The 13,588-nt window shown below is 41.0% G+C and carries 9 protein-coding genes; 6 read left to right on the plus strand and 3 right to left on the minus strand.

Going from position 1 to position 13,588, the window contains the following annotated elements; all coding sequences use genetic code 11:
• Window positions 1-254 precede the first annotated feature (254 nt).
• Entirely contained in the window at window positions 255-2,342 is a 2,088-nt protein-coding gene (locus BUE31_RS23920; RefSeq protein WP_073406373.1) for a TonB-dependent receptor, read from the plus strand.
• A 47-nt stretch (window positions 2,343-2,389) separates the two neighbouring features.
• Here BUE31_RS23920 and BUE31_RS23925 read toward each other — a convergent pair whose 3' ends face one another.
• Entirely contained in the window at window positions 2,390-4,939 is a 2,550-nt protein-coding gene (locus BUE31_RS23925) for a family 20 glycosylhydrolase (protein WP_073406374.1), read from the minus strand.
• A 339-nt stretch (window positions 4,940-5,278) separates the two neighbouring features.
• Between BUE31_RS23925 and BUE31_RS23930 the strand changes: the two genes are divergently transcribed.
• Window positions 5,279-5,884, plus strand: coding sequence for a GIN domain-containing protein (locus tag BUE31_RS23930; protein ID WP_073406375.1), 606 nt, complete (start codon window positions 5,279-5,281; stop codon window positions 5,882-5,884).
• A gap of 238 nt (window positions 5,885-6,122) precedes the next feature.
• Entirely contained in the window at window positions 6,123-9,248 is a 3,126-nt protein-coding gene (locus BUE31_RS23935; protein ID WP_073406376.1) for an AsmA family protein, read from the plus strand.
• 212 nt (window positions 9,249-9,460) lie between these two features.
• Here BUE31_RS23935 and BUE31_RS23940 read toward each other — a convergent pair whose 3' ends face one another.
• Window positions 9,461-10,387, minus strand: coding sequence for a cobalamin-binding protein (locus tag BUE31_RS23940; RefSeq protein WP_073406377.1), 927 nt, complete (start codon window positions 10,385-10,387; stop codon window positions 9,461-9,463).
• Between the two features lie 311 nt (window positions 10,388-10,698).
• Between BUE31_RS23940 and lepB the strand changes: the two genes are divergently transcribed.
• Window positions 10,699-11,808: a signal peptidase I gene (lepB, locus tag BUE31_RS23945; RefSeq protein WP_073406378.1), complete on the plus strand. Its 1,110-nt coding sequence runs from the start codon at window positions 10,699-10,701 to the stop codon at window positions 11,806-11,808.
• Between the two features lie 15 nt (window positions 11,809-11,823).
• Here the strand turns inward: lepB and BUE31_RS23950 are convergent, their stop codons facing one another.
• Entirely contained in the window at window positions 11,824-12,396 is a 573-nt protein-coding gene (locus BUE31_RS23950; RefSeq protein WP_159440737.1) for a DUF4142 domain-containing protein, read from the minus strand.
• 156 nt (window positions 12,397-12,552) lie between these two features.
• On the opposite strand from BUE31_RS23950, the gene gcvH reads away from it, so the two are divergent.
• Both gcvH and BUE31_RS23960 read left to right on the plus strand, forming a co-directional pair.
• Window positions 12,553-12,933, plus strand: a complete 381-nt coding sequence (gene gcvH, locus BUE31_RS23955; RefSeq protein ID WP_073406380.1) for a glycine cleavage system protein GcvH — start codon at window positions 12,553-12,555, stop codon at window positions 12,931-12,933.
• Window positions 12,933-13,328 (plus strand): VanZ family protein, encoded by a 396-nt coding sequence (locus BUE31_RS23960; RefSeq protein ID WP_073406381.1) that lies wholly within the window; start codon window positions 12,933-12,935, stop codon window positions 13,326-13,328. The genes gcvH and BUE31_RS23960 overlap by 1 nt, the downstream gene beginning before the upstream one ends.
• Window positions 13,329-13,588: the final 260 nt, after the last annotated feature.

Genomic DNA, 13,588 nt, shown 5'->3' on the forward strand with positions numbered 1-13,588 from the left:
GAAAAAACGGCCAATTATTAGTGAATTTGATAGAGAAAGGACTGATATCGGCAATAAGATATAGCAAGTGATGGCATTGAAGGGCAAACTAACCCCAACAATTAATTATATTGCGGGGGTTGCGCCCCTGGTTTATCTGTGTCATCCATTATTGTGACTATCCTTCTAAAATTCTGTTGATATTTACTCTTAAAGGAATACTAAGCTGCATTAATTTATAATTAAATAAGCTATTTTTGTGTTCCATAACTCCTATGATAAAACACTGCCTTAGCTTATTTATTACGCTTTCTATTGCTTCAGGGGTTAGCGCTCAAAACATTCACATTAAACAAAAAAAAGATACTGCTAAACAGTTAGAGCCGGTTATTATCAGGGGCTATTTGTCTGATCAGCCCTTACTAAGTGTGCCCGCATCTGTAAGTGTTATCAGTAAGGCGCAATTGAGCCTGCAGCCCGATAATTCATTTGTTTCGGCATTAAACAGTGTGCCCGGTGTAAGAGCCGAGGAACGGTCGCCGGGTAGTTACCGACTGTCTATAAGGGGGAGCCTGCTGCGTTCGCCATTTGGCATCAGGGATGTAAAGATCTATTACGATGAGATTCCGCTTACTGATGCGGGTGGCAATACTTATCTCAATGCTATTGATATTAACAGCATCAACCATATTGAAATATTAAAAGGACCTGATGGCAGCTTGTTTGGTGCAAATTCAGGCGGGGTAGTTTTGTTAAGCCCGGTTAACCTGCACACGGATAGCAATTCTGTTTTGCTTGGTTTAAACGGGGGGAGTTACGGGCTGGTACATGAAAATGTGGCTATCCAGAATCAAATCGGCAATTCCCGTTTAAGTTTAAACCAGGGTTATGAAAGCTATGGGGGCTACCGCCAGCATAGCTATATGCAACGTCATTTTATACAGGCGGTAAACCGGTGGACCTATAATGGCAAAGACGAGCTTCGGGCATTGGCCTTTTACTCCGATTTGAATTATCAAACTCCCGGGGGACTTACCTTAGCACAATACCAGGCAGATCCGCAATCTGCACGGTTGCCTACCAAGTTTGTTCCGGGGGCCATCGCTCAAAAAATAGGCATCACTACAAAAATGTTGCTGGGTGGCGTGGTTAATGAACTGCATATAAATAACAGGCTGCGCAATGTACTGTCGGTTTTTGGCTCTTATGTTGATTTTTCCAATCCCTTTATTACCAATTATGAGCAGCGCTACGAAAGCACCTATGGCTTGCGGACCTATTTTGAACTAAGCAGCGAAAAGCATACAGATTACGGGTGGAAGCTGAATTTAGGACTGGAATGGCAGCAAACCAAGGCTGATATTAATAATTATGGCAACAGAAAAGGCGTGAGAGATACGGCCCAAACGCTCGACAAGATCAACACCAACCAGCATTTCTTTTTTACCCGGTATGTGTTCGATCTGTATAAGCGCTGGCATGCAGAAGCGGCTTTGAGTCTTAATTTTTATGATTACAAATTCAGGAACGTTTACCCAAATGCCGAAGCGGATTTTACCAACAGGCATTTTACCCCGCAACTAATGCCGAGGGTAGCCTTATCATACGATGTAACGGATAATTTTATATGGCGTGCATCTGTAAGCCGGGGTTACTCCACACCTACTACTGCCGAAATAAGGCCCACCAATAATATCATCAACACCAATTTACAGGCGCAATATGGCTGGAACTATGAAACAGGTTTCCGCCTGCGTAATGCCGACCAAAGTATGTTTTTGGATGCTTCAGTATTTTATTATGTTTTGCATAATGCCATTGTGCTGCGCCTTAACCCGGACGAAACTGAATATTATATAAATGCAGGTGGCACACATCAGCCGGGCATTGAGCTTTATTTTTCAGATTGGATCATCAGTCAAAATGGTTCCGGCTTTATAAGGGGGTTGCAGTTTAATGAATCGTTAACGCTCAACAAATTTACCTTCAGCGGTGATTACCATAATGCTACTGCTAACTACCCGGACAATAAATTAACAGGGGTGCCGGGGCAGGTAATTGTTTCCAGCTTTCAAATTAAATTCCCGGATCGCTTTTACCTTTTTATTGAGCATAATTATACCGGGCGCATTCCGCTTACTGATGCCAATACCGTTTTTGCATCGCATTATAACCTGTTACAAACTAAAGCAGGCTGGCAATTTACAGTTAACCGCAAAAGTAAATTTGAAATATACGCAGGTGCAGGCAATCTGCTTAATGAAAAATACAGCCTTGGGAATGATTTGAATGCTGTTGGAAACAGATTTTATAACCCTGCGCCGCTGCGCAATTATTTTATTGGCTTTAACGCAGGGTTTTAAAATAGTTATAACAAAGGCAAACCTCAAAATGCCCCTGTTACTTTTTGTTAGGGAGTAACAGGTTCTGAAACGTTGCTACCCCGGCCTTTAGTATCAAAAGCTTTAAATTTCACGTTGTTATTATCAATTTTAACACCATCGTTATATAATGCGCTTTTAGCATCGGGATCTTTTCCGTTTGTTGTATAGCGGATGGTTAAGCCCGGGAACTGGATATTGGCAACATATTTACTATCCTGTAAGGCAACACCCGGCTTTGGTACCCTATAATTATAGCCGCCGTTATAATAGCTTAAACGGGGCAGCTCTCTTTTGCCTAATACATTTAAAAAATTTACCCAATCCTTTTGGTAAAGCGAATCGCTTTTTGCGACATTTTTTTCAGTTGCCCAGGCGGGATCCTGGCTCCAGGCGCGTTCGGCAAAGCCTAATACTCTTGGTAACAGCATGTATTCAAGGCGTTCGGTGCTTTTTATATTTTCGCCCCAAACAGCACTTTGCAAGCCTAAAATATTGCTTTTTCCATAATCTGTAAGGCGTTGTTTACCGATGAAAATGTTCCTGTTTAACGGCAAGCCATCTTTATCAACCTTTGAGTTTTTAAAGTAATCATATGGGATGAACGAAAAGGGCTTGTCGATATCAGAGAATGCACCCCAATAATATCCCGGCTCATCAAATGATTTATAGTTTGCCATATCAAAATACAAATTGGTTACACAGGTAAGCACTGTTTTATAGCCTGCATTTGCCAGTTTATACGCCAGGTCCTCATTACCGCCGCCCAATGTGTTGTTCCAAACTTCGGCCTGCAAATGTTCAGGCATAAAATCAGGGTTTGGCACGTAAACAGGCTGACCATCAAGCGCGGTTTTACGCAATGCCATTTCTTCCCATCCCGACAGGTAAAGCCCTTTTGCTTTTACAAGCTGGTTAACCCGGCCATAAAAGTAGTACCACAGGTCGGCGGTGCTTCCAATTTCGGGATGTGTAGCTTTTAAAGCTAAATATGCCGGAGATTTCTCCCAAACGTGTGCCGGCACCTCGTCACCACCAAAGTTGATGGTTTTTAAAGGGGCACCTGCTTCTTTATACATACTAACAATATCGCCTATTACGGTTTCAACAAAGTTGTAGGTTGATGGCAGGGATACGTCAATAATATTATCTGTCCAGTATTGGTTGGAGCTATATTCTGATTTGTCGTTCAGATCATAAAGCAAATATTTTTCTGCTTCTGCCTTTTTACCTTCCGCCATTAACCGGGTGTACCGGGCATTCATTGATTTAATGGCTGCACGTGCATGGCCGGGAGCCTCAATTTCGGGGATCACCATAATATGCAGCTTATCTGCATATTTCAGGATCTCAATATAATCGGCCCTGGTATAAAAGCCGGTGCCGGTTTTATTATCTACTTCACCGCCTGAGCCGTGTGACGGTGGTAAAAATTGCTTGCTATCTAATGTATGGCCGCGTTTTGAACCAACTTCTGTTAGCTCAGGTAACGATGGTATTTCCAAACGCCATCCTTCATCTTCAGTTAAATGAAAATGGAACACATTTATTTTGTAAAGCGCCAAAACATCAAGCACCCTGAAAATTTCTTTTTTTGGCTGAAAGTTACGGCCAACATCAAGCATAAAAGCGCGGTAGCCAAAGCGTGGTTCGTCTTTGATTTCTACACAAGGTATTTGAATTTCTTTTTGCGGATGAGCGTATGCTGATGGGGGGATTAAGGTTTTGAGAGATTGAATAGCATAGAAAATACCTGTTGCGGTAGTTGCATTAACATCTATCCGGTCGGCCTTAACGGTTAACTCATATGCTTCGGCACCCAGGCCCTCTTTAAAACTAAAATTTATAAAACCGGATGCCTCAACCTGATGGGTTCGGCCCGAAGTCTTGTTAATTACCTGCGCGAGCCATGTGTTGAAACGCATTACTTCACCGGCAAAGTGATCATCAAAATGAGTGCTCACATTTTTATCAAGAACAAAAAAGCCCCCGGTTTCTTTATAACTCACCGGTGTAGGGAACACTTTAGTTAACTGTTGCTCCGGCACATCGGTTATATTTTTATTCTGATCATAAATTATAGCCGTTGTTACCAGTCCCGGGTAATTGGGTTTAAAGGGTTTAATGGTAAATGCGCCGGTGTTGTATCCTTTATCGGGCTGGCTGTCCCAAACCACATAAAATCCTTCCGGGCCGTCGGTATTGGTAATTACCGGTTCTTCATCAACAAACTCTATCCGTAATGATTGCCCGGGCTTTATTTCGGTAAATGTGGCTGTTGGGGTTAAACTAAAAAGATCGCCATTTACAAATTTGATGATTGCGTTGCCGGTAACGGTTTGCTCGGCCATTAAACGGGCTGAGTTAAAGTACATTTTCCAGCCGGTGGCTGGGAATGTTGCTTTACCATTGTTGGTAATGGTTAACGCATTTAATGATTGCGGTTTGTTCTGATAATTATTTTGCAGGGCTTCCCATGCTATACTCAAATCGCGGGTATTAAACTTTGGTTCATCAATGGGTTTGGCGACCAGGTTTAAACAAAAGGCAGCCATTAAAATAACGAGAAAATATCGCATAGAATAATTATTAGGTTGTAAATGAGGTAGTAAATATAAGCTATTTATGAAAATTCACTAACTTTTTAAAATATTTTAAAAAGTGTATTTATTACAGATAAAATTGCTCCAATAGCCGACAGAAAACCATAAAATACCGATAAATGGCCATTGGCAACCGATATACCCCTTTGAAACCGACTATAAATCAATATAATATGACTTGCCGACTAAAGCAGCGTATTTGTCTACAATAGGTGCCTAATGGTCTATTTTGTTTTTTTAGGAGATGAAATGGTTGTTGCTTTGAACATTGAAAACAACAAACAAGCAAAAATCAACCATTAAAATATTAAGAAAATGAAAACATTAATTTTAACCATCGCTATCCTGTTCGCAACACTGTTAGGCATCAGCCAGTCAACCTATGCAGCAGGCAACACCACTGAAGAAAGTACTACTTTAACAGTTGTAAGCAATATCAGTGAAATTGAGATCCACGGTAATGTTGAGCTTTATGTATCAGACGGCCCCGCCGACCAGGTAAAAGTTTACAACAAATACTATTCAGATAATGCATTGGTTCAGGATGATAAAGGTGTGTTGCGCATTTCATCATACAATACGCAAAAGCTAAAAGTATGGGTTACCGTTAGCCAGCTACAAAAACTAAGCGTATATGACAATGCCGAAGTAAAGTCATTCGGAAAGCTTTCAGCAATTGATCTTGATGTAAGAATCTACAACAACGCATCGGCGCAACTAGATCTGGAAGCTTATGCTGCCAGCATCACTTTAAATGATTACGCCAAAGCTGATCTGACAGGTAACGTGAGCGAAGGCAGCCTGCAATATGATCCAACCGCACGCTTAAACACAAGTAATTTTAACATAATACGCCTAACCAACTCTCGGAAATTTCGCAGTGCTAAAAGTGATAGTAGTGATGAGCTGTCAATAATTTAATCCCCTATATTTATATTTGGCAAAAGCGCGCATAGAATTAATTTTCAATGCGCGCTTTTCATTTATCAGGCTTTTCAGCATACTTAAAAAATAAGATGCCGGTTGTTTTTTACCTTAAGCCAATGTTAAATATTGCCCCATAGCATTATGGAATACATTTGTTTCGTTATTTTAGCTGTGTTAAATCTAAAAATCGGGATTTGATCAGCCAGATTTTTGCCGGTCACAACTAACGCTTATGAGCCTATCCATCAAAAAAACAATATTTAAAACTTTAAAAATAACAGGTATAACCGTTGGAAGCTTGCTGATACTTTTATTTGCTTTGCCCATTTTATTCCCGCAAACGGTTAGCAATAAAATCAAACAATGGGCTAATGGCAGCATAAACGGGCAACTGGAGTTCTCTAAAACAAGGCTCTCGTTCTTTAAGCATTTCCCAAGCCTTACACTAACCCTGTATGACTTAGACCTAAAAGGAAGCGCACCGTTTCAAAAAGACACGCTGGTGGCAGCAAAAGAGGTTTCCTTTGGGATTGATTTGAGCACGCTGTTTCAAAAAAAACTTACCATTAATAAAATTTTCCTTAACACTGCTTTTATCAATATCCAGTCGGACAGTGCGGGGCATGTAAACTATAATGTTTATAAGGGTAAAAATACAGCCTCATCTCCTGCGGATACCAGCAGCGCATCGTTAGGTATAAACCAGATCCTGATAGAAAACAGCAGGTTTGTATACAATGATCCATCGTTGCCTGTAAAATTTGTTGCCCGCGGTATTAGCTATACGGGGCAGGGCGATCTAACTAAAGATGTTTTCGACCTGCATACCCATACCGAAATGCAGGCAGTTGATTTCTATTATAACAATGTGCCTTATGTAATATCGAAGAAGTTGAACGCTGACCTGATCACACAGATAAATACCAAATCGCTGGCGTTCGTTTTCCAGAAAAACGACTTATTATTAAATACATTACCCGTTAATTTCATTGGCAAATTTGCGTTCCTGAAAAATGGTTACAGCATGGATTTTAATATTAATTCGAAGGATAGCCAGCTGCATGACATTATCACAGCACTGCCCCCATCCTATTTAAAAGGGCTGGATAAAGCAGATATAAAAGGTACCGGGAATATCAAATTCAGGCTTGCCGGTTTATACAATGCTGCTGACAGTACACTGCCCAATCTGAGCCTGAATATCAAGATCCGCAATGGCTACATCAATAGCCCAAAAACGCCAACCCCAATCAGTAATTTATACATGGACTTTGATACCCAATTGCCGGGGCTTGATCCGGACAGTTTGAAGATCAATCTGGATTCACTGCACTTTAATATGGGTAAGGATTATTTAAATTCTGTTGTTCGCGTTAAGGGAACCAAAGCGCCTATTGTTTATGCCAAACTGAATACCGAGATGGATCTTGCAAAATGGAATGCTGCGTTTGGTAAAATGCATGTAAACCTGAAGGGGCAATATGCATTACATTTACTGGCGCAGGGTAAGTATGCCACCACTATCCATCGTGTAAAAAATCGCAAACCGGATACGGTTATTACCAGCATCCCCCAATTTAATGTGCAATCCACTTTTCGCAATGGTTACATAAAGTATGCAAGCGTGCCCGAGGCTGTAAAAAATATCAGCTTTGATATGAGCGCAGTTTGCCCGGATAACAATTACCAGCATACCAGTTTTTCGATAGATAATTTGAATGCCAGCGTGCTGGAAAACTTTATTAAGGGCCATTTTAAAATGAATGCCGAACCCGGTTTTCCGATGGATGCCGATTTAAAGGCAAAGTTTAATATGGCCGATATTAAAAAGGTTTACCCGATTGACAGCCTGGGTGTATCGCTCGCGGGTAACCTTGTTGCCGACCTGCAAACAAAGGGCAAATACCTGCCTGCAAAAAAGATTTATCCAACTACCAAAATTAATGTTCAGCTTAAGGACGGGGTGATCCAGACAAAATACTATCCGCACCCTATCCAGAATATCCAGGTAAATACCAATATTGTAAACAGTACCGGAACACTGGCAGGAATGAAAGTTAATATTAAGCCTGTTTCGTTTGTGTTTGAAGGGAATCCGTTTACGTTTAGAGCAAACCTAAAGAACTTTAATAATATTGAATATAACATTGCGTCGCAGGGCACGCTTGATGTGGGTAAGATTTACCAGGTATTTGCTATTAAAGGATATAATGTAAAAGGGCAGATAAAAACTAAACTTTCATTAAAGGGCAAGCAAAGCGATGCTGCCGCAGGTAACTATGCGAAGCTTAATAACTCGGGGAGTATGCAGGTAAAAGAGCTTGCTGTTAAGTCTGATCTTTTCCCAAAACCTTTCCTGATTAAGAATGGTACATTTAGCTTTAAGCAGGATAAGATGAACTTTGATGCCTTTACGGCAACATATGGTAAATCAATAATTACTTTAAACGGTGCATTGTCAAACGTTATTGAGTATGTAACCAAACCGGGCGCTGTACTTAAGGGGGACCTGAATTTTGGCAGCCCCAACATTGTGGCAGATGATTTTATGGCTTTTGCCAGTGCATCGCCAACTCAAAGCGGACACCCGGGATCGGCAAGCACCGGTGTGATCATGGTGCCAAAAACACTTGACCTGAACTTTACCGCGGATGTTAAAAAGGTAAAGTACAATGGCCTTGAATTAACAGACGCTAAGGGGCAAATGGCTATTACAAATGGTAACATCGTTTTAAAGCAAACCGGCTTTACCATAATAGGAGCCCCTGTGACCATGGATGCAACCTATAGCAGCCAAAGCGCAAAAAAAGCAGTTTTTGATTATCATATAAGCGCTAAGGAGTTTGATATAAAAAGAGCATATAACGAGATCAAGCTTTTTCACGATATGGCCTCTTCGGCAAAAAGCGCGTCGGGCCTGGTAGCGCTCGATTATAAGCTAGGCGGCAGGCTTAACAGTAATATGCAGCCGGTTTATCCATCATTAAAGGGTGGCGGCGTATTGTCGGTTAAAAAAGTATCCGTACATGGGTTTAAGCTTTTCGGCGCGGTAAGCAATAAAACCGATCATAAAATTGACAGCGGCGATGTTTCAAAAGTGAATATAGAAACCACCATTGCCAATAACATCATCACCATAAAACAAACCAAAATGCGCATGGCCGGGTTCAGGCTAAAATTTTCGGGCCAGGTAAGTTTTGACAATGTGCTGAACCTGCAGTTCAGGCTGGGCCTGCCGCCGTTCGGCATATTCGGCATCCCGATGACCATCACAGGCACACAGGCAAACCCGAAGATCCGTTTGGGCAAGGCTAAGAAAGATGATGAGATTAAGGAGACGGATGATAATGGGGAGTGAGAGACTTTTTTCTATTTATGTTATTCCGGAAGGAACCTGAACTAAGACAAAAGGGTCTCGACACACCAACTACTAATCCCGGGTTTCGTTCGATTTAGTAAGGCACATGTATAGAAAAGTGCCCTTTCGTATACATATCGTAGTGCACATGTATAGAAAAGTGGCATTTTCTATACATATCAATCTACAAGTCTGAGTAACTTAATCGTCTTCTACACCCCAAACCTGATCCAACCATCCCCCTCATATCCAAAAATAAATTGCTTTGGGTGGATAATCTCGGCAAGGATCTCAATTGAATCAACAATCCGCGGACCAGGGCGGTTAAAGTATTGGTTGCCATCGGCAATATAAACGCGGTTATTTTTTACCGCTTTCATATCGTTAAAACCGGGCAGCTGTAATATAATATCAACTTCTTTTAAAGTGCGCTCAATTGAAAATCCGCAGGGCATTATGATGATAACTTCGGGGTTTTGTAAACGGATCTCACCCCATTGTATATAAGGCGAGTGTTTTCCTGCTTCGGTTAATACATTTGTTCCCCCGGCAATGCTTACCAGCCCGGGCACCCAGTTACCGGAAAGCATCATAGGTTCCAGCCACTCAATACAGGCAACCGTGGGCTTGTTATCGCTGAATTTCAGTTTATGGCGGATGATATCAACCCGCTCCTGCAGGTCTTCAACCAGGGTATCACCTTTATCAGCCACGTTCAATGCTACTGCAACGGTTTTAATATCATTAAAGATCTCGTCAAGACTGTTGGGCTGAAGCGATACGATATGTGCTTCTTTATCCAGGTAGTTTTCCAACGCCTGCTCTACCTCTTGCAATGATACCGCACAAACTTCGCATTGTGCCTGGGTGATCACCACATCGGGCGCCAGTTCCTTTACCACATCGCGTTTTACGGTATAAACCGACAAGGCATCGGCAAGGATCTCTTTTACCTTAACATCAATAGCGGCGCTGCTTAAATTATCAGGGAAGTTTGCTTCAGAACATACCGGTAATTGTTTAACCGATTCGGGAAAATCACACTCATGCGACCGCCCAACAAGGCTTTGTTCGAGGCCTAAGGCACAAACTATTTCTGTTGCGGATGGCAGTAAGGAAACTATTTTAAGTGAGCTCATATTAAGGCGCAAAGGTAGGGATTGTAAATAAAAAGGAAATGTAATTATTTGTAGTAAGATATACTTGGCCTCATTCTTTCCCTCTTTGCGCAGCAGAGAGGGTGGTCGAGCGAAGCAATGACCGGGTGAGTAGACTATGCATGCGACGTTAACGTAAATGCATTGGCGCAAATGCGTGGCGTATAGACTCACCCCGACGACTCCGCTAGCCAGCGGATGGTCGGCCCTCTCTTTGCTTCGCATAAAGAGGGCAAAAAAATTTGTAACAATTGCCTGATCTAACCGTCAAAACTTTCACAAACCCTTGCGTTATGAAATGGAAGCTTCCTTTTACAAAGAAAACCGATAGCACTAAACCGAAAAAATCAAAAACACGCGAGTGGGTTGATGCTATATTATTTGCAGCTATTGCCTCTACCATTATTCGGGGATTGCTGTTTTCGGCATATGCAATACCATCAGGATCAATGGAAGGCACTTTGTTAACCGGCGACTATTTATTTGTAAGCAAAATAAGCTACGGCCCAAGGATGCCGTTTACACCGGTTTCAATCCCATTTTTAGAATCAACCATAACAAGATATAACGTTAAAACCTACTGGGATGGGATTAAGCTGCCTTATTTCCGCCTGCCGGGTTTAACCGAAATAAAGAAAGGCGATATAGTTGTCTTTAATAAACCTGAAGAAGCCGATCCGTCATACAACAGGCCGGTTGATGTGCGCACAAACCTGATAAAACGCTGCCAGGCAACCCCGGGCGATGTTTTTACCATTGTAAACGGCCAGGTATTTATAAACGGTAAAGCAGCGCCTAATGCCGAAAAAGCACAAACATCATACGAAGTAGTTACCAATGGCACCGATATTAATCCGCAGGTATACCATGATATGAGCATTGAGCTGCTTGGGCAAAAAGACGCCAATACTTATGTGATGATAATTCCGAAAGCTTATGTGGCAACACTAAAAGGCTACTCTAATATAAAGAGCATTACACCTGTTATTCAATCTGCCGGAGAATATGCGGCTGATGTTTTTCCGCATAACGAAAAATTTAAGTGGAACCAGGATAATTTCGGTCCGCTGGTTATGCCAAAACGCGGGTATATAATTCCGTTAAATGATTCTACCATGGTTTTATACCGCAGGGCAATTGAATTGTATGAAAACAATAAAGTGGCCATTAACGGTAAGGCCATCCTTATAAACGGCAAAAAAGCTGACAGCTATACCTTTAAAATGAACTACTACTGGATGATGGGCGACAATCGTCACAATTCGCTCGATTCCCGCTTTTGGGGCTACGTGCCCGAAGACCATGTGGTTGGCAAGGCTATGATAACCTGGATGAGTATTGATTCGACCGGGACCTTTTTTGATAAAATAAGGTGGAACCGAATTTTTAAGCCTATTAAATAATTTTAAACCGGCTTATTATTCCATGCTATAGCTTATTGCATTTATAGCATCGAAATGTGCCTGCAGCACGCGCAATGTTTTAGCGGCAAATGATTTTATGTCAGGATCAGCACAGTTTTTTGCAGCGTTTTCAAACGTTGCGATTTCTTTTTTATAGTCTTCAATCATATTACTGATATAGGCTTTATCAAAATCATTTCCTGATTTTTTTGATAACATGCTTATTTCATTCTGCTTATTCGGGTCAGCAAATGTTAGCAAAGAGATATTTTTGGCTGATGCCAGGCTTTTAATTTTATTACTTATTTTGGAATGTGCTGCAATCATTATCATTCCAAAACTTTTAATCCGTTTATTATTGCTTTTTTGCCGGGCAAGCTTACCCAGTTCCGTTTCTGCCATGCTATTCCTGGCTGCTTCGGCTATAAAATCCGCATCAGCCTTTTCAACAATTACGTTTTCTTTCCCGCTACTTTTTTTTACGGTAGTAAAACTATCAACCATACTGTCATCCTTTATATTGCTTTTGCATGCCTGGAAAGTTAACAGAACCGTTGTAATAGTAATTGAAAGCTGTAACTTATTCATAATCATTTATGTTGATAGCTATCTTATTAACAAAGCATAGCTGCTTTTAGTTTCTATATTTAAAAACGTTAAAACCCGTAAAGAATTTTTATAAGTGGTTATTTATTGCGTTAGCTTAAAGTTTTATTATTTTTGGACCATAAAATCAAAAAAACTATGGATTTTCCGGCAGGATTAAAATACACTAAAGACCACGAGTGGATAAAAGTTGACGGCGATGTAGCCTATATTGGGATTACCGAATTTGCACAAGGCGAATTAGGCGATATTGTTTATATAGATATCAGCTCGTTAGGAAAAGAAGTTGCCAAAGACGAAGTTTTTGGTACTGTTGAAGCGGTTAAAACCGTATCAGACCTTTTTATGCCGGTTGCCGGAACAATTAACGAAGTTAACCCTGCGCTGGATAAGCAACCCGAATTGGTGAACTCCGATCCTTATGGTGAAGGCTGGATGGTTAAAATAACCCTATCAGATCCCGCATCGGTTGAATCATTATTATCAGCTGATAGCTATAAATCGCTTGTTGGCGCTTAATGAAAGCTATTATTAAATATTACTGGCCCGCAATTTTGTGGGCCTTATTTGTTTTTATAATGTGCAGTGTAAAATTAGGGGAAGTGTCTGACTCACCTCTATTTTTCCCCGGCTTTGACAAGCTGGTGCATTGCGGATTCTTTTTTGTGATGATTGTTTTTAGCACCACAGGCTACATAAGGCAACAATCTTTACGCAGTTTATCGTACAAGGTGTTAGCACTAATTACTGTACTGGCCATTGCTTACGGCGGCATTATTGAATTATTGCAGCTGTATATATTTACATGGCGCAGCGGCGAATGGAATGATCTTTTTGCCGATACGATAGGCGCATTAATGGCAGCATTTAGTATATTTATAACGGTTAAAGCATTAAACCATGATAAAGAATAAATTTATACTATTAGGGTTGTTAGGATTACTCGTCCTTTCATCATGCGGCATTTTCCATAAAAGCTGCGGCTGCCCTACATTTGGAAAAGTAAAATATGCTGCCCCGTACAAATCCTCTTCGCTTATTGCCTAAAAGCATATAAAGTTCTGCCAGTAACCTCCGTGAACTTCGCGCCTTCTCTATTTCTCTGCGTTAAAAATTTACTGCAAGGTCTTTGGGAATATTGAAAGGCACAAATATTTAAAGATCCATTACCTTC

Origin of the sequence: Mucilaginibacter sp. OK098 (assembly GCF_900142915.1) — a bacterium.
GTDB lineage: Bacteria > Bacteroidota > Bacteroidia > Sphingobacteriales > Sphingobacteriaceae > Mucilaginibacter.

Excerpts from the sequence above, each read along its gene's own strand:
- BUE31_RS23920 (WP_073406373.1), top strand. The coding sequence starts at position 255 with ATGATAAAACACTGCCTTAGCTTATTTATTACGCTTTCTATTGCTTCA.
- BUE31_RS23925 (WP_073406374.1), bottom strand. The coding sequence starts at position 4,939 with ATGCGATATTTTCTCGTTATTTTAATGGCTGCCTTTTGTTTAAACCTG.
- BUE31_RS23930 (WP_073406375.1), top strand. The coding sequence starts at position 5,279 with ATGAAAACATTAATTTTAACCATCGCTATCCTGTTCGCAACACTGTTA.
- BUE31_RS23935 (WP_073406376.1), top strand. The coding sequence starts at position 6,123 with ATGAGCCTATCCATCAAAAAAACAATATTTAAAACTTTAAAAATAACA.
- BUE31_RS23940 (WP_073406377.1), bottom strand. The coding sequence starts at position 10,387 with ATGAGCTCACTTAAAATAGTTTCCTTACTGCCATCCGCAACAGAAATA.
- lepB (WP_073406378.1), top strand. The coding sequence starts at position 10,699 with ATGAAATGGAAGCTTCCTTTTACAAAGAAAACCGATAGCACTAAACCG.
- BUE31_RS23950 (WP_159440737.1), bottom strand. The coding sequence starts at position 12,396 with ATGAATAAGTTACAGCTTTCAATTACTATTACAACGGTTCTGTTAACT.
- gcvH (WP_073406380.1), top strand. The coding sequence starts at position 12,553 with ATGGATTTTCCGGCAGGATTAAAATACACTAAAGACCACGAGTGGATA.
- BUE31_RS23960 (WP_073406381.1), top strand. The coding sequence starts at position 12,933 with ATGAAAGCTATTATTAAATATTACTGGCCCGCAATTTTGTGGGCCTTA.